The following is a 17,640-nucleotide window of genomic DNA, read 5'->3' as shown; positions in this document are numbered from 1 at the left end:
ACAAAAATATTCACTCATCTGCATAAATTTTGACGAGTAAATCCCCTTGGCGATCGATGCCTGCGCGGTACATGCCACTGCTGTTCATGGCGAAGTGAATCTCACCCGATGCGTCAATCGCGATCAAGCCGCCCTCGCCACCCATCGTTTTCAGTTCGCCCTGAATCACCTGCTCACACGCGGTATGCACATCTTCACCCAGATAACGCATACGCGCCGCCACATCGCCCGCCACCATTTTGCGAATAAAGAACTCACCCATGCCCGTCGTCGATACCGCCACATTACCGTTTTCTGCCACGGTGCCGGCACCAATTAGCGGTGAATCGCCAACCCGGCCAAACTTCTTGTTGGTGATACCGCCTGTACTGGTCGCGGCCGCCAAATTACCCAGCTGGTCGAGCGCCACCGCACCAACGGTGCCAAACTTCTTGTCATCCGGATATTTGGACTCTGAAAGTGCAAACAGCCCTTTTGATTTCATCGATTGCAGCTGTTCATAGCGACGTTCAGTGAAAAAGTAATCTTGTTCGGTATAGTCGTAGCCTAGCCCAAACGCAAACTCTTCCGCCCCTTCGCCCATCAGCAGAACATGGTCGCTGTGGCGCATCACATCACGCGCCAGCTCAATCGGATTACGAATATGACGCACCCCCGCGACTGCACCCGCATCCATGTGGCGACCGTGCATCACCGAGGCATCCATTTCGACCATTTCTTTGTTGGTCAGCACTGAGCCTTTGCCTGCATTGAACAGCGGTGAGTCTTCCAACACTTTGACCGCCGCGACCACGGCATCCAGCGCATCACCGCCCTCGCTCAGCAATTGATGTCCGGCGCGCACTGACTGTTCCAGTACCATCAGGATGTCGTTTTTCAGCTCCTCGCTCATCTGTGAGCGTAAAATGGTGCCGGCACCACCGTGAATAGCGATAGCAAAAGGTTGAGACATGTTCGATTCCTTAACCGTCAAACGGCAAATCCTGCCGCAGAGCGCGCTGGATTACAGCGCATAAAAAAGCGCCAACCGATCACTCGATTCGCGCTTTCTGTGTCTTGCTCCGGCCAAGGCGTTTACCCCGGCCGAAGTCGCTTGTCACTGAGACTTAGTGGCAGTGACCGCCGCCACAGCAGCCGCCTTCGTGATCATGACCGTGATCGTGGTCGTGATCATGGCCACCGCAACAACCGCCTTCGTGGTCGTGATCGTGTGCCTGGTGGATGTGACCGTGTGCGATCTCATCTTCAGTCGCTTCGCGCAGTGCCACCACTTCGCATTCGAATGTCAGAGTGTGGCCAGCCAGCATGTGGTTACCATCAACCACCACTTCGTCGCCGTCGACTTCTGTGATTTCAACTGGGATTGGACCTTGGTCAGTGTCTGCCAGGAAACGCATGCCCACTTCGATTTGATCTACGCCTTGGAAAACGTCAGCTGGTACGCGCTGAACCAGCGCATCGCTGTGCTCGCCGTATGCGTCTTCAGGTGCGATAGTCGCAGTGAATTTGTCACCAGCAACTTTGCCTTCCAGTTCACGCTCAAGACCAATGATCAGGTTGTTGTGACCATGCAGGTAATCCAGTGGTGCTTCCACTGTTGATTGGTCAACCACGATGCCATCTTCCAGTTTGACTTGGTAGGCAAGGCTTACAACCACGTTCTTTTCAATTTTCATAACGGCTCCAAGGAGTTGTGTATTCAATACTCAATTCGCGCCAGCATGCTGACGACTGAGATGGCCGATATTATGGAGTAATCCCCCAGTCACCTCAAGCCATCTGTGATCGCCGCTCCGTTGAAGACAGGCTGAATCTCCATGTTGGCGGCGCCTGCGGCAATTTATTCCGGTTTAAAAATACCGATCATCTGATCGCTGCCATGCTCACTGCTTTCCACCGATTTCGGTTTGCGCTGCTCGTGATAGTCACACTCGACACACTCGACCAGCTCAATGTTGTTTTCTATCCACCAGCGCAGCGTATCCTGCGCCTTGCAGCTCGGGCAACTCGCACCGGCGATAAAGCGTTTCTTTGATTTTACGTTATTGGTGTTCACGTTCTTGGTCCTGTTACTTTTCCCAATAGCCGCGCGATTGACGATCGTTGTCCATCTCACGGCCAAAAATTTCTTCCAGTTCTTTACGTGCTTCTTTGGCGCGTAATGTCAGTTTTTTATCTTCACTGTGTTGCGGCAGCAGCTCTTTAAGCATTGCACTGTCGAGCCTGCGGAAATGCGCTTCGGCCCGCTTCGCCTCATACGGATGCATGCCCAGCGTAACCAGAGCCTGTCGGCCGAGATCCAGCGCGCCGAGGAACATTTCTCGCGAATAACGCTCCACGCCGTGGTTGAGCAGTTGATACGCTTCCACCCGGCTGCGGGCACGGGCGAGGATCTTCATGCGCGGGAAGTGATGCTGACACAGCTCGACAATTTTCATCACTTCATCCGGTGCGTCGGTACAAATCACGATGGCTTCCGCCTCTTCCGCTCCCGCCGCGCGCAGCAGTTCGAGATGCGTGGCATCGCCGTAAAACACCTTGTAACCATATTTGCGCAGCAGTTTAATCTGACTCGGGTCACTCTCCAGCACGGTGATTTTAATCTTATTCGCGTACATCAGACGACCAACAATTTGGCCAAAGCGGCCAAATCCGGCAATGATCACACGGGGTTCTTTGTTGACGATATCACTGTCGAGTGCTTCATCTGCCGATACATTGAGGTTGCGCGCAAACCATTTGCGTTGCGCAGCGAGGATCAGCGGTGTCGTCACCATCGACAAGCTCACGACCACCAGCAGGAATGACACCTGCTCACTGTGCAGTAAACCTTCACCCCTGGCCGCAGTGAAGATCACAAACGCAAATTCACCGCCCTGACTGAGAATCGCCGCCATGTTACTGCGCGCTTTTGCCCGCGTGCCGGACAAACGGGCCAGCAGATACAAAATCAGCCCTTTGACCACCACCAAGCCAACGACCGCCAGCAGCACCTGCACGGGCAGTAAAGCCAGCAGGCCGAGGTCAACCGCCATACCGACCGCGATGAAAAACAGACCGAGCAACAGACCTTTAAACGGCTCAATCGCAATTTCCAGTTCATGGCGAAATTCACTCTCCGCCAGCAGTACACCCGCAAGGAAGGTACCCAGTGCCATCGATAAACCGAGATTTTGCATCAGCAGCGCAATGCCGATCACCAGCAACAGCGCAGCGACGGTGAACAACTCACGCACGCCACTCAGCACAATATAACGAAACAGCGGACTGAGCAGATAATGACCGCCAACCAGCAGCCCAACTATGCCACACAGCATCCACACGCCATCCAGCCAGTTTCCCGCAGTATTCCCCGCCAACACTGGCATCAATGCCAGCATCGGGATCACCGCGATATCCTGAAACAAGAGCACCGCAAATCCCGACTGCCCGGTTTCACTGCGCGACAGCCCCTGCTCTTCAATCACACGCAGCGCAATCGCGGTCGAAGAAAGCGCCAGCCCCATTCCGACCACCAGGCTGCTCTGCCAGGCAAGCCCCAATAAATGAGCAACACTGGCCAGCACTGCCCCCGTGACCAACACCTGCGCGCCGCCCAGGCCCAGAATCGGACCGCGCATCTGCCACAGTTTTTTCGGGTTCAACTCAAGACCAATCAGAAACAGCAGCAGCACCACGCCAAATTCGGCGAAATGCAGAATCGCGTTCACATCGCTGATGAGTCCCAGCCCCCACGGACCAATCGCGACCCCAGCCAGCAAATAGCCGAGTACCGACCCCAAGCCCGCGCGCTGCGCCAGCGGCACTGCCACCACAGCAGCCGTCAGGAACACCACACCGCTCTGCAGGAAATCTCCGGTTAACGAGGCCATGTTACTGTCCTCCTCCGTTGAATGGGTCTTGCAGCCACTGATAATATTCTTCCGCGTGCTGATAACGTTCTACTTCGCTGACGTTGCGCGCCCAGTACAGCACCAGCGGCTCCACCCACTGCATGCAGCACAATGCTGCGGTCAGTTCAAACGGCTGGAGAATTTCGCCGATGGTATAGCGGTTGTAGCCGTCTTTGGTGAATGCATCCCGATGACCACCGGTGGTCACCACGCTGCGCCACACTTTGTCTTTCATCGCGCTTTCATTGCCGAACGCAAAGCCTTTGCCGAGCACGCGGTCAATCCATTCTTTCAACAGTGCCGGGCAGGAATACATGTACAGCGGATGCTGGAACACAATGACGTCATACTGCAGCACACGCTGGTGCTCGGTATTCACATCAATGAAGAAGTCAGGATAAGTGGCATAAAGATCGAGGATAGTGACGTGTTCCAGTGTGGCGATCTTTTTGATCATCACCTGATTGGCAACCGAATGATCCGGCTCAGGGTGTGCGTACACCACCAGAACTCTGGGCTTATTGGCTGTGAACGTTTCAGCGTTTGTCATTCCTTGACCACACTCCGTTTTGTTAACAATAAGTGACTTAGCATCATAACCCAATTTGCATAATGATCGACATTTATCCTTATTCCCCCTACTATTCCGGGCGAAAAAGTTTAAGGCCAAGACAGACGATATTTTTATGATTACCTTCTCTGACATTCAGTTACTGCGCGGTGGAAAACCACTGCTCGATCAGGCTTCGGCCACCATTCAGCCCGGCGACAAAGTCGGCCTGGTCGGGAAGAACGGCTGCGGTAAATCCACGCTGTTCGCACTGCTGAAAGATGAACTGAGCATTGATGCCGGTTCGTTCAGTAAACCGGCGCAATGGGAACTGGCCTGGGTGGCGCAGGAAACTCCGGCACTGGATCGCAGCGCATTGGAATACGTCATTGACGGCGATCGTGAATACCGTGATTTAGAACGCCAGTTGGCCCAAGCCGAGCTGGCGGATAACGGCAACAAAGTGGCCGAACTGCACGGCCACATTGAAACCATCGGTGGTTACAGCATTCGCGCCCGCGCTTCCGAGCTGCTTGATGGTCTGGGCTTTTCTCAGGAACAGATGAGCTGGAGTCTGACTCAGTTCTCCGGTGGTTGGCGTATGCGCCTCAACCTGGCTCAGGCGCTGATTTGCCGCTCAGACCTGCTTCTGCTCGACGAACCGACCAACCACTTGGATTTGGATGCCGTCATGTGGTTGGAACGCTGGTTACAAAGCTATCCGGGCACGCTGATCCTGATCTCTCACGACCGCGATTTTCTTGATCCGATCGTCGGCCGCATCATTCATATCGAAAACGAAAAGCTCAACGAGTACACCGGTAACTACTCATCGTTTGAAACTCAGCGCGCGCAGAAGATGCTGCAACAACAAGCCATGTTCCAGAAGCAACAAAAGCAGATGGCTCACATGCAAAGTTACATCGACCGCTTCCGTTACAAAGCATCCAAAGCCCGCCAGGCGCAGAGCCGTATTAAGGCTCTGGAGCGGATGGAGAAAGTGCTGCCGGCGCAATTTGATAACCCGTTCAGCTTTGAGTTTCGCGAGCCATCGGCGCTGCCAAACCCCATTCTGATGATGGATGAAGTCAGCGCAGGCTACGGCGATCATCTGATTCTGGAAAAAATTCGCCTCAATCTGGTACCGGGCAGCCGCATCGGTCTGCTGGGCCGCAACGGCGCCGGTAAATCCACGCTGATCAAACTGCTGTCGGGTGAACTGAAACAGCAAGGCGGTGACCTGACCTATTCGCAGGGCGTGAAGATCGGTTACTTTGCCCAGCATCAACTGGAAACACTGCATCCGGAAGAAACGCCGCTACAACACATGATGCAGATTGCCCCCGACAAGAACGAGCTGGAACTGCGTAATTATCTAGGCAGCTTCGGTTTCCACGGCGACAAAGCACTGGATAAAGTTGGCCCGTTTTCCGGCGGTGAAAAAGCGCGTTTAGTATTAGCGCTGATCGTGTGGCAAAAACCCAACCTGCTATTGCTCGACGAACCGACCAACCACCTGGATCTCGACATGCGACAGGCGCTGACGTTTGCACTGCAAAGCTTTGAAGGCGCAATGGTGATCGTCAGCCACGACCGCTACCTGCTGCGCGCCACGACCGATGATCTGTACTTAGTGCATGACCACCAGGTTGCGCCGTTTGATGGTGACTTGACGGACTACTACAAGTGGCTGACCGATCAACAAAAAGCCGAACGTAAAGAGACACAGGCGCAAGCTCCGGCGAAAGACAACACCAACAGCGCCGCGGCGAAGAAAGAGCAGAAACGCCGTGAAGCCGATTTTCGCAAACAAACCGCACCAATTCGCAAAAAGCTGACACAGCTGGAAACGAAAATGGATAAGTTGAATGCCATCGTCGCCGAGGCTGAGGAACAATTGTCCGATTCCTCACTGTATGATGCGGAAAATAAAGCTAAACTTACTCAAGTACTCGCTACTCAGGCCAGTGCCAAGTCCGAACTCGAAGAAATCGAAATGGACTGGATGGCAGAGCAGGAAGTCTTGGAAGAGATGGAACAGGAGTTCAACAGTCAATGAGCCAAGAGCACGTCAGAATCCCTCTAACGCTGGAAAGATTATGGCAATTCAGTTTGCAGTATTACAGCGTGCGCGAGGTGAAAGAGGCGTGCTTAAGCCTGCAGAACAACTTCAACGGCAACGTCAATCTGCTGCTGCTGCTCAAGTACCTCGACGAGCAGCAGGTGACGCCGCAGGAACACGACTGGCAACAGGTGGTTGACTGTCTCAGCCGCTCCGAAACACTGATCCACAGCTATCGCGACATGCGCCGCAAGATGAAAGCGCATCTGCCGGATACGCTCTACCGAGAAGCGCTGCAATTTGAACTGCAACTCGAAAAACAGCAGCAATCGGATTTGGTCGACTGCATCAATCGGCTGACGCTGGAAAACAGCCACGGTGAAGCCCTGACACTGCGTTACTGCCGCCAACTCGGCGCAGAGCATCTGGGCACCGTGTTTATGAAGCCAGTACCACCATCCTTCTGATCCCGCCTGTTTTGGGCAGCGCTTCATAAAAAACCACCACGACTCGCCGAATACGCCAATCTGGGGTAACTTGGGTATATACTCATTAAATCACTTTGTATTGGTTTGAATTATGACCCAGTTTGTTGCCGCAACCGGCCTGAAAAACCCGCATCTGCAAACGCTGTTTCCGCGTTTTATTCGAAAGAAAGCACTGTTTGAACCGGTGTGGCAGACGCTGGACACTCCGGACGGCGACTTTCTCGATCTCGCTTGGAGCGAAGACCCACACCACGCTAACGCGCAAAACAAACCGCTGTTTGTGCTGTTTCACGGTTTAGAAGGCTGCTTCTACAGCCCTTATGCTAATGGCCTGATGCACGCGTTTGCCCGCGACGGCTGGCTGTCCGTGATGATGCATTTTCGCGGCTGCAGCGGCAAACCGAATCATCTGGCTCGTGCTTACCACTCCGGAGAAGTGCAGGATGCGCGCTTTGTGCTGGAAACCCTGCGCGAACAATTTCCTGAGCAGACCATGATTGCGGTCGGCATTTCGCTCGGCGGCAATATGCTGGTCAACTATCTGGCCGAGTTCAATGCCGATCCAATCGTCAGCGCAGCGACCGTGGTCTCGGCGCCGCTCGATCTCGCTGCCTGTTCCGAGCGCATCGAACGCGGCTTTTCCAAGCTCTACCGCACTTACCTGTTGTCGTCGCTCAAACACAATGCGCTGCAAAAGCATCACCTGCTCAAGGGCGAACTGGGCTTGTCCTATCACAGCATCAAACGCGTGACCCGTTTGCAAGAGTTTGATGACCTAATCACCGCGCCGCTGCACGGTTTCAAGGACGCGCAGGATTACTACCAGCGCTGCTCGGGGATCAACAAGCTGAAAGACATTCGCGTGCCCACGCAAATCATCCATGCCAAAGACGACCCGTTCATGACCGATGCGGTGATCCCGAAATTTGTCCTGCCGGAAAACATCGATTACCGTCTGTTTGATCAGGGCGGCCATGTCGGCTTTCTCAGCGGGTCGCTGCTTAAGCCGCAATTCTGGCTCGAACAATCCCTGCCGGCTTACTACGCCAGTCTGCGCGATAAAACTTAGTGCGTTGCCAAGTTGCTGCGACCTGACGCTGGACCGCTGAGGCGTTATACTTGGCAGCATTCAACCACGAACATAAAAGCAAGAGGTATTTATGATCGTTCCGTGGCAGCAAATTGCGCCCGATACGCTCGACAATCTGATTCGTGAATTCGTGCTGCGCGAAGGCACCGATTACGGTGAAGTCGAGATTTCTCTGCAAGATAAAGTCGATCAGGTTAAGGCTCTGTTGCAATCCGGAGAAGCCGTGATCGTCTATTCAGAATTGCATGAAACCGTTGATATAAAAGTCAATCATCGTTAACGGGTGACAACAGCAAAGTTTTACGTGCTATAGTGATTCGGCTTGGGCTGTACTGATACAGCCCCGTTTTAAGGACTCAGAGACAAGGTTTGTCATGTCAGCGAAACACCCAATTATTGCCGTCACCGGTTCGTCGGGCGCCGGCACAACCACGACCTCAGAAGCGTTCCGTAAGATGTTCAATATGATGGACATCAAGCCCGCTTGGGTGGAAGGCGACAGCTTCCACCGCTTTACCCGTCCGGAAATGGACGTCGAGATTCGCAAGGCGCGCGAGCAAGGCCGCCACATCAGCTATTTTGGTCCGCAAGCCAACGACTTTACCGCACTGGAAGACTTTTTCCGCCAGTTTGGGAAATCCGGCACCGGCCAGGTCAGACGCTATCTGCACTCGTTTGACGAAGCCGTGCCCTACAATCAGATGCCGGGCACCTTTACCCCATGGCAACAACTGCCGGAAAACTCCGATGTACTGTTCTACGAAGGACTGCACGGCGGCGTGGTGGATGGCGAAGTGAACGTCGCGCAGCACGTCGATTTTCTGATTGGCATGGTGCCGATTGTGAACTTGGAATGGATTCAAAAATACGTACGTGACACGCGCGATCGCGGCCATTCCCGGGAAGCGGTGATGGACTCCATCGTGCGTTCGATGGACGATTACCTCAACTACATTACGCCGCAGTTCTCGCGCACCCACATTAACTTTCAGCGTGTGCCGACCGTCGATACCTCCAACCCGCTCAACGCGAAAGGCATCCCCAGTCTGGATGAAAGTTTTGTCGTCATTCGCCTGCGTGGGATTAAAAACGTCGACTACCCTTACCTGCTGGCGATGATTGATGGTTCGTTCATGTCGCGTCACAACACCATCGTGGTGCCGGGCGGGAAAATGGGATTTGCGATGGAGCTGATCGTCAGGCCGCTCCTGCAACAATTGATAGAATCAGGGAAAATTGGCTAGTCAACGCCCTACTGTGTCGATTACTTTTCATACCGTGATCATGTGCACAGTTTTGCGTAGATTATCCCCTGTCCTACACGATTAAAATCAAGAAATCGTTTTGGAAAAAGGATACTATTCCATACCGAAACACAAGATAACTTGCAGCAATAAGAAAGTCCTCTTATTCTAGTGAATCCAAATAAGGCTTCGCTAAAATATGGATAGCAGCAAGCGTACCCTGCAGAGGAAGTGAGATATTATGGTTCTAGGTAAACCTCAAACCGACCCGACACTAGAGTGGTTTCTTTCACATTGTCACATTCATAAGTACCCTTCAAAAAGCACGCTAATTCACGCGGGCGAAAAAGCAGAGACTTTGTACTACATCGTTAAAGGTTCTGTTGCGGTACTGATCAAAGATGAAGAAGGTAAGGAGATGATTCTGTCTTACCTGAACCAAGGTGACTTCATCGGTGAGCTTGGCTTGTTTGAAGAAGGTCAGGAGCGTACTGCCTGGGTTCGTGCAAAATCTCCTTGTGAAGTCGCGGAAATTTCATTCAAGAAATTCCGTCAGCTGATTCAGGTTAACCCGGACATCCTAATGCGCCTGTCTGGCCAGATGGCTCGCCGTCTGCAAGTGACTAGCCAAAAAGTGGGTGACCTGGCGTTCCTAGACGTAACTGGTCGCATCGCGCAGACCCTACTGAACCTGGCGAAACAACCAGACGCCATGACCCACCCAGACGGTATGCAAATCAAGATCACTCGTCAGGAAATCGGTCAAATCGTTGGCTGTTCTCGTGAAACCGTTGGCCGCATCCTGAAGATGCTGGAAGAGCAGAACCTGATTTCTGCACACGGTAAGACTATCGTGGTATACGGTACTCGTTAATCGTCACCGAGACAGAATAGGAAAAGCCACCTTGCGGTGGCTTTTTTATTTGCTTGTGGCCAGGAGAGAGGAAGGTTGTCCGCCACTGGACTACAGACAACCCAAAGCCACTCGCGAAATTACTTGCTGTCGGTACTTTCGAAAATCTTGTCTGCAGAAGCGGCCACAAAGCCTGTGTAAAGTTCACCGTTGCCCATTGGGTAGCGCTTGGCAAACTCATAAAAGCCGCCCGGAATGATTTCTGTGCCTTCAATGAAGGTCACCGGCACTTTGTCTGCCATCGTTGATGACTGCTCCAGCAGCACCTCTGGTGAGCCCTTCACTTCGCCACCAGATTCGTTGATGGTAAAGCCTGCGCTGCGCAGATGATCGTTCACCTGTTTCACTTCATCCAACGCATTCAGCTGGTTAACGCTCACCGTAAAATGGTTGGCACCATAACCGTGTGCTGCCAGCCAAGAGGCGTATTCGCTCTCTTTCGCCAGTTGCAGATAATCGGCATAGCTCAGATCCCACAGACGGCCACCGTAGAGGAAAGCATCGCCTTCCAGCTTCGTGGCATCAACTTGCGCCACCAGCTTAGCAACAATCGCTTGTAGCTCTGGTGAACACTCTTCCACTTTCAATTCACTGATGAACACTTTGGGTTGCAGCGGATCCGGATGCTCGAAATGTTTCGCTACCAGTTTTTTGCTTTCAAACACGTAATCACCGCACGGCTTGTAGCCCAGCGCCAGAAACGGTTTCGCCAACGTATCAATCCCCAGCGGTGCCACGTTAAACGTACGCAGGGCGATGTGATCGTTGATCAGCGCTTCGTCTTCCTGAAGCAACTGGTGTACTTTGTCGGCCGACGGGCAAAGACGTCGAATATAGTCATTCCATAGGGATTCAAAGAGAACTGCTGGCGTCATAACGCCTCCTTGTCTGCGCTGCTCTGCAAGCAACCTGGGTTATTGGATTCTGTTGCCCAAGTGACCACTCACTACTTGGGGCTAATATGAATATTTATTGTTGTAATAGTAAAAAGTGGCTACCCGGTCCGAAGCCCGAGAAGGACCGGGTAGCCTTCAGCCTGTGACGTTAGCTAAATCGTAAATTACAGTTCGATACCCGGACTCAACGTGGCTGGCAGTTCGGTTGCCGAACCTTCCATCGACGCCATCGGGTAGGCACAGTAGTCCGCCGCGTAGAACGCACTTGGACGTAGGTTACCCGACGCACCCGGACCACCGAATGGCGCATCGCCACTCGCGCCCGTCAGCTGACGGTTGCGGTTCACAATGCCGGCGCGAATGTGGTCAACAAAGTATTCCCATTCGCTGTCATCGGTGGTGACCAGGCCAGCCGACAGGCCAAACTGGGTGTCATTGGCCAGTTCAACCGCCTGAGCCAACGTTTCGTAACGCACCACTTGCAGCAGCGGGCCGAAGTACTCTTCGTCCGGCAGCTCGGCAATCGGGGTCACATCGATGATACCCGGAGTCACAAACGCCGCTTCCAGACCGCGCGCTTCAACCAGAATTTCGCCGCCTAAAGATTGCAGGTTTGCCTGCGCTTTGAGAATAAAGTCCGCGGCCGCTTTGGAGATTTGTGGCCCCATAAACGGTGCGGGTTCAGCAAATGGCTGGTCGATGCGCAGTTTCTGAGTCGCTTCAACCAGACGCGTGATCAGCGCATCGCCCTTATCACCGTGTGGTACGTACAAACGACGAGCACAGGTACAACGCTGACCGGCACTGATGAAGGCCGATTGAATGATGGTATAAACGGTGGAATCCAGGTCGCCGTAGTGATCAGAGATCACCATCGGGTTGTTGCCGCCCATTTCCAGCGCCAGCATTTTACCTGGCTGACCCGCAAACTGACGGTGCAGCAGATGACCCGTGTTAGCACTGCCGGTAAACAGCAGACCATCGATACCTTTCGACTGCGCCAGCGCAATCCCGGTCTCTTTACCGCCTTGTACCAGGTTCAGAACACCCTTAGGCAGACCCGCTTCTTCCCACAGTTTCATCGCGACTTCACCCGTCCAAGGTGTTTGTTCAGACGGTTTGAATACCACGGTGTTACCCGCCAGCAGCGCTGGCACGATGTGGCCGTTTGGCAGATGGCCCGGGAAGTTGTACGGCCCAAAGACCGCCATCACGCCCAGCGGACGATGACGCAACACGATTTGGTTGCCCGCCGCTTCACGCACGGTTTCACCGGTACGGTCGTGGTAAGCACGAATCGAGATCGCAATCTTGCCAGCCATCGCAGCGGCTTCCGTGCGGGTTTCCCAAATCGGTTTACCAGTTTCTTTAGCAATCACTTCAGCGATCGCTTCAGCGTTGGCTTTGACCTTTTCAGCAAACGCCAGCACTACTTTTTCGCGTTCCGCGAATGGCAGTTTCTTCCACTCAACAAACGCAGAGCGCGCGGCTTTTACGGCATCTTCAACCTGAGCTGGCGTGGCACTGTCGCCCTGCCAGACGATTTCGTTGTTGTATGGGCTCAAAGAGGTGAAGTGTTCACCCTGACCAGCCACCCATTGACCGGCAATCCACTGAGTCATTGTCTTATCCTTCAATTCGTTACTGTGCTCTGACTATTGAGCAAGGATGCGCAGGAAGTCGCCATTGTCGACTTGCAGCGCTTCAGCCACTTTAGGCGCAATAATCACGGTTCCACGCTCACGGTTATAGGCTGCTTTCGCCGCCGTCGCGCGGAAATGTTCAAAAGAGGTATTACACATCAGGAAATCCTGCGAGCTGGAGTGCTCGGCGATTTCCACTTTGGCACGTACGGAATCACGTACCGACTCGATATTGCGCAGGTCACATTCTACTGACGGGCCCGCATCAAAAATGTCCACATAGTTGCGGCAGGTGAAGCCTTCTTTTTCCAGCAGCGCCAACGCCGGACGGGTTTTCTCATGCACCTGACCAATCACTGCCTGCGCTTCTTTGCTCAGCAGGTTGATGTAAATCGGCAGTTTCGGCATCAGATCGGCAATGAAGCCTTTCTTGCCAATACCTGTCAGGTAATCCGCCATGGTGAAGTCGATTGAGAAAAAGTGTTCCTGCAACCATTTCCAGAACGGTGAGTTACCCTGTTCATCAGAGACACCGCGCATTTCAGCGAAGATGGTTTTAGAGAAACGATGCGGATGTTCCGCCATCATCAGGAAACGACATTTCGACATCAGACGCCCGTTCAGACCTTCACGGAACGGAGCGCGCAGAAACAGCGTGCAGATTTCCGAACAACCGGTGTAGTTGTTACCAAACGTCAGCAGCTTAACCACATTGTTGACGCCCAGTTTTGGCGACGCGTGCACGATGGTGCTGATGTGGTAAGAGTAAAACGGAATATCCCAGCCCACGGAAGCTTCAACACCTGTGGTCCCCGCGACTTCACCCGTTTCGGAATCAAAGCCAACCATCAGGTAGCCTTCATCGCCCGGCTGGTTCACGTCGGGTTTGGTAAAGCTGTATTCGGAATGTTTAATGCGATTGGTTAACAGTTCTTCGTTAACCGGCAATGAGGTGAATCCATGACCCGATTCCACTGCGCAGGTGTGCAGCGCCTCGTAGTCTGAAATTGCAATAGGGCGAACAACTAGCATCAATACTCCCTCCAGATGCAAACAGGTCTGAATGCCTCGACCTGATAACGTCGCCATACCGCCCCCATCCCATGGGTTTGGTATGGCGTACGGGCTCGCTTAAACTAGGGTAGCAATTGCTTTGTCTAGTCGTGCTAAGCCTTCTTCGATTTCTTCTTTAGTAATAATCAATGATGGGGTCATACGAACAACGTTCGCACCGGCCACCAACAGCATCAGACCTTGTTTACCTGATGCGACCAACACGTCACGCGCACGGCCTTGCCACTCGTCGTTCAGCGCCGCACCTAACAGCAGGCCCTGACCGCGAACTTCTTTGAACAGGTTGTACTTCGCGTTGATCTTTTGCAGACCTTCACGGAACAGCGCTTCACGCTCTTTGACGCCAGCCAACGTTTCTGGCTTGCTCACCACATCCACGACGGCTTCTGCAACCGCACATGCCAGCGGGTTACCGCCGTAGGTCGAACCGTGCACGCCCACTTTCATGTGCTCTGCCAGTTTCGATGTGGTCAGCATCGCGCCGATTGGGAAACCGCCGCCCAGTGATTTGGCAGTACTCAGAATGTCCGGTGTCACACCGATACCTTGGTAAGCGTAGAAGTGGCCGGTACGACCGTTACCCGTTTGCACTTCATCGAAGATCAGCAGCGCATTGTGTTTGTCACACAGCTCACGCACAGCCTGAACAAATTCTGGTGTTGGCGACACAATACCGCCTTCGCCTTGCAGAGGTTCCATCATGACAGCACAAGTGCGGTCAGAGATGTGCGCCTGCAGCGCTTCCACATCGTTGTATGGCAGATGCGTCACATCACCTGGTTTTGGACCAAAACCGTCCGAGTAAGCCGCTTGGCCACCCACAGTCACGGTGAAGAATGTACGGCCGTGGAAACCTTGTTTAAATGCAATGATTTCAGACTTTTCAGGGCCATAAACGTCCGCAGCGTAACGACGTGCCAGTTTCAGTGCCGCTTCGTTTGCTTCGGCGCCCGAGTTAGCAAAGAACACTTTTTCCGCAAAGCTGATTTCAGTCAGCTTCTTCGCCAGACGCAGTGCTGGTTCGTTTGTCATCACGTTGCTCAGATGCCAAAGCTTGTTGCCCTGCTCTGTCAACGCGTTCACCATTGCTGGATGACAATGACCTAAACAGCTCACCGCGATACCGCCGGCAAAATCGATGTACTCGTTGCCCTGCTGATCCCACACACGTGAGCCCTGTCCCTTAACCGGGATGAATTCCATCGGGTTGTAACAAGGCACCATTACCTCATCAAACAAACCGCGTTCTACTTTAATTTCCACTGTCATTGCACATTCCTTCTCGATACCGCATGCCTGGCAGAAAGGCAGTCCTTTCACAAAATCCCGACGTTGAGATTTTGTTTTGCATATAAGCCGATGCAGCATTGTATTTACAAATTATTAACCAATTCAATAGTGATTTATTCTTTCAGCCAGCCGATTCAGCTCACAATCTTCACCACTAGTGATTATTTATGCACCAAGTAAACGCTTTTATGAAGTACTTTTTCATTATGGGTAAAAAAAGCCGTGCCACACCACGGTCAGATCAGGCGTAGCAAGGGATCGGCAGGATCTGCGGCGAATAAATTTTCAATGTAGAAAAAAAGAAATTTAGATGACGAAAATGTTAAGAATAGTGATCGTGATCAGGAAAAATCGCGCAGGCGTCCACGACCACGATTCGGCGGCAGCGTACGGTTTTACTGGGATGAGGGATTATCGGCGCAGGAAATTGGCCAGCAGTTCATGGCCTTGCTCGGTTTTGATCGATTCCGGATGGAACTGCACTGCATCAATAGGCAGAGTTTTATGCTGGTAGCCCATGATCTCGTCCGGAGTGCCATCCGGCAGCTCCGTCCAAGCCGTCAGCTCAAAACAGTCCGGTAAGGTGCCGTTTTTCACCACCAGCGAATGGTAGCGCGTGACGGTGAGCGGATTATTGAGTCCGGCGAACACGCTGCGCCCGGTATGACGCACCGGAGAAGTCTTTCCGTGCATCACCTGACGGGCACGCACCACTTCACCACCGAACACCTGCGCAATCGCCTGATGGCCGAGGCACACCCCCAGAATCGGCAGCCGGCCGGCAAAATGCTCAATCGCCGCCAGTGAAACGCCGGCTTCATTCGGCGTACATGGCCCCGGTGAAATCACCAGATGGCTTGGCGCCAGCGCTTCAATTTGCTCCAGCGTGACTTCATCGTTACGCACCACTTTCACCGTCGCACCCAACTCGCAAAAGTACTGGTAGAGGTTGTAAGTGAATGAGTCGTAATTATCGATAATCAGAAGCATAACGTCGCCAGCGTGAGACAAGAACCCCTCGCATTCTACAAATCAGCGCGCCAGATTCAATCAATAAAGCAGATTTCATCACGTTTCTCTCATCTTCGACTTAAGAATAATGGCACGGCCATTTTCATTAGCTACTATTAATTTAGTTATTACTAATTAATAGTAAGGAAGAACGAGATGAAGAGGACCATCGTTATCGGCGCCGGGTTAGGCGGCATGTCTGCCTGCTACGAACTACGACAAAAACTGCCTGCTGACCATGAAGTCATGTTGATCAACGAAGGCTCTGAATTTCACTTTATTCCGTCCAATCCCTGGGTTGCATTGGGAGAACGGACCAAAGAGCAGGTGATTCTCGAACTGAGCCCCTACGTGGACAAATTCGGCATTCCCTTCAACACGTCAGGGGTAACCGCCATCGACGCCCAAGCGCACTCACTGAGTACTGGCGATGGTCAACAGTATTGTTACGACTACCTTGTCATTTGCAGCGGTCCGAAACTGGCATTTGAAGCGGTACCGGGCTCAGGGCCGGAGAACGGCTACACCCAATCGATCTGCACGGTTGATCACGCGGTGAAAGCTTACCAAGCTCTGCAGCAACTGGTCGACAATCCGGGACCGGTCATCGTTGGCGCCATGCAGGGTGCAAGCTGTTTTGGCCCCGCCTACGAGTACATTCTGTCGCTCGAAAGCCATCTGCGTAAACTCAAAGTCCGCGATAAAGTGCCTATGACGTTTGTCACCAGCGAGCCCTATATCGGCCACATGGGCCTGGGTGGCGTGGGGGACTCCAAAGCGCTGATGGAACATGAATTCCGTGAACGCGGTATCAAATGGATTTGCAATGCTCGCGTCACTCAATTTGAAGCAGACGTGGCACACATTGAAGAGCTCAATCGCAAAGCCGAAGTCGATTTCGAACATGCACTGCCCTTCAGCATGGCGATGTTCCTGCCTCCGTTTAAAGGCTCAGCGGCGATTGCGGCCGTACCGGACCTGTGTAACCCGAAAGGTTTTGTCATGACTGATGAATACCAGCGCAGCCCGGTGTACGACAATATTTTTGCCGCTGGCGTGTGTGTGGCTATTCCGCCTCTGGAGCAAACTCCCGTGCTGGTGGGTGCTCCCAAAACGGGTTTTATGATTGAATCGATGACCACGGCCATTGTGGAGAATATTCTCAGCTTGGAGCGCGGTGAAGCGATGCACACCAAGCCGACACTCAATGCGGTGTGTCTGGCAGATATGGGCGATAAAGGGGCAGCTTTTGTCGCATTGCCACAAAATCCTCCGCGCAACACGAACTGGACGGGGATGGGGCAATGGGTACATTTGGCCAAAATTGCGTTTGAGAAATACTTTCTCTACAAAGTGAAGAAAGGCACCAGCGAGCCGATTTATGAGAAATACATAATGAAAGCAGCCGGCATTGAGCGCACCAAATAGCCGTTAGTGCTTACCTGCCCCGGCAGCAGACACAAAAAGGGGAGCATGATGCTCCCCC

General features: G+C 53.0%; 17 protein-coding genes. 7 read left to right on the top strand and 10 right to left on the bottom strand.

Features of this window, described 5'->3' with window-relative positions; genetic code table 11:
* Window positions 1-10: 10 nt before the first annotated feature.
* From DYA43_RS00830 to kefG, 5 genes are all read right to left on the bottom strand, one after another.
* Window positions 11-952 carry an isoaspartyl peptidase/L-asparaginase family protein gene (locus DYA43_RS00830; protein ID WP_020329469.1) on the bottom strand — a complete coding sequence of 314 codons (942 nt, stop codon included), beginning with the start codon at window positions 950-952 and terminating at the stop codon, window positions 11-13.
* A 154-nt stretch (window positions 953-1,106) separates the two neighbouring features.
* Window positions 1,107-1,676 (bottom strand): peptidylprolyl isomerase, encoded by a 570-nt coding sequence (gene slyD, locus DYA43_RS00825; protein WP_020329468.1) that lies wholly within the window; start codon window positions 1,674-1,676, stop codon window positions 1,107-1,109.
* 164 nt (window positions 1,677-1,840) lie between these two features.
* Window positions 1,841-2,056, bottom strand: coding sequence for a YheV family putative zinc ribbon protein (locus DYA43_RS00820; protein ID WP_047458615.1), 216 nt, complete (start codon window positions 2,054-2,056; stop codon window positions 1,841-1,843).
* A 13-nt stretch (window positions 2,057-2,069) separates the two neighbouring features.
* A complete protein-coding gene (gene kefB, locus DYA43_RS00815; protein ID WP_020429265.1) occupies window positions 2,070-3,872 on the bottom strand; it encodes a glutathione-regulated potassium-efflux system protein KefB in 1,803 nt (600 codons plus the stop codon).
* Between the two features lies 1 nt (window position 3,873).
* A complete protein-coding gene (kefG, locus tag DYA43_RS00810) occupies window positions 3,874-4,443 on the bottom strand; it encodes a glutathione-regulated potassium-efflux system ancillary protein KefG (protein ID WP_061057162.1) in 570 nt (189 codons plus the stop codon).
* Window positions 4,444-4,579: 136 nt separating this feature from the next.
* Between kefG and DYA43_RS00805 the strand changes: the two genes are divergently transcribed.
* From DYA43_RS00805 to crp, 6 genes are all read left to right on the top strand, one after another.
* A complete protein-coding gene (locus tag DYA43_RS00805) occupies window positions 4,580-6,502 on the top strand; it encodes an ABC transporter ATP-binding protein (protein ID WP_020329464.1) in 1,923 nt (640 codons plus the stop codon).
* Window positions 6,499-6,972, top strand: a complete 474-nt coding sequence (locus DYA43_RS00800) for a TIGR02444 family protein (protein WP_020329463.1) — start codon at window positions 6,499-6,501, stop codon at window positions 6,970-6,972. Before DYA43_RS00805 ends, DYA43_RS00800 begins: the two co-directional genes overlap by 4 nt.
* Window positions 6,973-7,084: 112 nt before the next feature.
* Window positions 7,085-8,062 (top strand): hydrolase, encoded by a 978-nt coding sequence (locus DYA43_RS00795; protein WP_020329462.1) that lies wholly within the window; start codon window positions 7,085-7,087, stop codon window positions 8,060-8,062.
* Window positions 8,063-8,153: 91 nt separating this feature from the next.
* Window positions 8,154-8,363, top strand: a complete 210-nt coding sequence (locus DYA43_RS00790) for a YheU family protein (protein WP_061057161.1) — start codon at window positions 8,154-8,156, stop codon at window positions 8,361-8,363.
* 94 nt (window positions 8,364-8,457) lie between these two features.
* Entirely contained in the window at window positions 8,458-9,327 is an 870-nt protein-coding gene (locus DYA43_RS00785) for a phosphoribulokinase (RefSeq protein ID WP_004728583.1), read from the top strand.
* A 241-nt stretch (window positions 9,328-9,568) separates the two neighbouring features.
* The gene (gene crp, locus DYA43_RS00780) at window positions 9,569-10,201 is read left to right on the top strand and encodes a cAMP-activated global transcriptional regulator CRP (protein WP_004728582.1); all 633 of its coding nucleotides are present in this window, start codon (window positions 9,569-9,571) and stop codon (window positions 10,199-10,201) included.
* Between the two features lie 119 nt (window positions 10,202-10,320).
* Here the strand turns inward: crp and DYA43_RS00775 are convergent, their stop codons facing one another.
* The 5 genes from DYA43_RS00775 to DYA43_RS00755 form a co-directional block, all read right to left on the bottom strand.
* Window positions 10,321-11,115, bottom strand: a complete 795-nt coding sequence (locus DYA43_RS00775) for a DUF1338 domain-containing protein (protein WP_020329460.1) — start codon at window positions 11,113-11,115, stop codon at window positions 10,321-10,323.
* 185 nt (window positions 11,116-11,300) lie between these two features.
* Entirely contained in the window at window positions 11,301-12,758 is a 1,458-nt protein-coding gene (astD, locus tag DYA43_RS00770; RefSeq protein ID WP_024374086.1) for a succinylglutamate-semialdehyde dehydrogenase, read from the bottom strand.
* Between the two features lie 33 nt (window positions 12,759-12,791).
* Window positions 12,792-13,811: an arginine N-succinyltransferase gene (gene astA / locus DYA43_RS00765; protein ID WP_020329458.1), complete on the bottom strand. Its 1,020-nt coding sequence runs from the start codon at window positions 13,809-13,811 to the stop codon at window positions 12,792-12,794.
* A gap of 99 nt (window positions 13,812-13,910) precedes the next feature.
* Complete coding sequence (locus DYA43_RS00760; protein WP_020329456.1) at window positions 13,911-15,122, bottom strand: aspartate aminotransferase family protein; 1,212 nt, start codon at window positions 15,120-15,122, stop codon at window positions 13,911-13,913.
* A 432-nt stretch (window positions 15,123-15,554) separates the two neighbouring features.
* Window positions 15,555-16,133: an aminodeoxychorismate/anthranilate synthase component II gene (locus DYA43_RS00755; RefSeq protein ID WP_061057160.1), complete on the bottom strand. Its 579-nt coding sequence runs from the start codon at window positions 16,131-16,133 to the stop codon at window positions 15,555-15,557.
* 177 nt (window positions 16,134-16,310) lie between these two features.
* Between DYA43_RS00755 and DYA43_RS00750 the strand changes: the two genes are divergently transcribed.
* Window positions 16,311-17,582 carry an NAD(P)/FAD-dependent oxidoreductase gene (locus DYA43_RS00750; protein WP_061057159.1) on the top strand — a complete coding sequence of 424 codons (1,272 nt, stop codon included), beginning with the start codon at window positions 16,311-16,313 and terminating at the stop codon, window positions 17,580-17,582.
* The last annotated feature ends 58 nt before the right edge of the window (window positions 17,583-17,640 follow it).

Source organism: Vibrio fluvialis (genome assembly GCF_900460245.1).
GTDB classification, from domain to species: domain Bacteria; phylum Pseudomonadota; class Gammaproteobacteria; order Enterobacterales; family Vibrionaceae; genus Vibrio; species Vibrio fluvialis.
Note: the sequence above shows the minus strand (reverse complement) of the source record. Positions and strands in the feature narration are given on the sequence as shown.

Excerpts from the sequence above, each read along its gene's own strand:
- DYA43_RS00830 (WP_020329469.1), bottom strand. The coding sequence starts at position 952 with ATGTCTCAACCTTTTGCTATCGCTATTCACGGTGGTGCCGGCACCATT.
- slyD (WP_020329468.1), bottom strand. The coding sequence starts at position 1,676 with ATGAAAATTGAAAAGAACGTGGTTGTAAGCCTTGCCTACCAAGTCAAA.
- kefB (WP_020429265.1), bottom strand. The coding sequence starts at position 3,872 with ATGGCCTCGTTAACCGGAGATTTCCTGCAGAGCGGTGTGGTGTTCCTG.
- kefG (WP_061057162.1), bottom strand. The coding sequence starts at position 4,443 with ATGACAAACGCTGAAACGTTCACAGCCAATAAGCCCAGAGTTCTGGTG.
- DYA43_RS00805 (WP_020329464.1), top strand. The coding sequence starts at position 4,580 with ATGATTACCTTCTCTGACATTCAGTTACTGCGCGGTGGAAAACCACTG.
- DYA43_RS00800 (WP_020329463.1), top strand. The coding sequence starts at position 6,499 with ATGAGCCAAGAGCACGTCAGAATCCCTCTAACGCTGGAAAGATTATGG.
- DYA43_RS00795 (WP_020329462.1), top strand. The coding sequence starts at position 7,085 with ATGACCCAGTTTGTTGCCGCAACCGGCCTGAAAAACCCGCATCTGCAA.
- DYA43_RS00790 (WP_061057161.1), top strand. The coding sequence starts at position 8,154 with ATGATCGTTCCGTGGCAGCAAATTGCGCCCGATACGCTCGACAATCTG.
- DYA43_RS00785 (WP_004728583.1), top strand. The coding sequence starts at position 8,458 with ATGTCAGCGAAACACCCAATTATTGCCGTCACCGGTTCGTCGGGCGCC.
- crp (WP_004728582.1), top strand. The coding sequence starts at position 9,569 with ATGGTTCTAGGTAAACCTCAAACCGACCCGACACTAGAGTGGTTTCTT.
- DYA43_RS00775 (WP_020329460.1), bottom strand. The coding sequence starts at position 11,115 with ATGACGCCAGCAGTTCTCTTTGAATCCCTATGGAATGACTATATTCGA.
- astD (WP_024374086.1), bottom strand. The coding sequence starts at position 12,758 with ATGACTCAGTGGATTGCCGGTCAATGGGTGGCTGGTCAGGGTGAACAC.
- astA (WP_020329458.1), bottom strand. The coding sequence starts at position 13,811 with ATGCTAGTTGTTCGCCCTATTGCAATTTCAGACTACGAGGCGCTGCAC.
- DYA43_RS00760 (WP_020329456.1), bottom strand. The coding sequence starts at position 15,122 with ATGACAGTGGAAATTAAAGTAGAACGCGGTTTGTTTGATGAGGTAATG.
- DYA43_RS00755 (WP_061057160.1), bottom strand. The coding sequence starts at position 16,133 with ATGCTTCTGATTATCGATAATTACGACTCATTCACTTACAACCTCTAC.
- DYA43_RS00750 (WP_061057159.1), top strand. The coding sequence starts at position 16,311 with ATGAAGAGGACCATCGTTATCGGCGCCGGGTTAGGCGGCATGTCTGCC.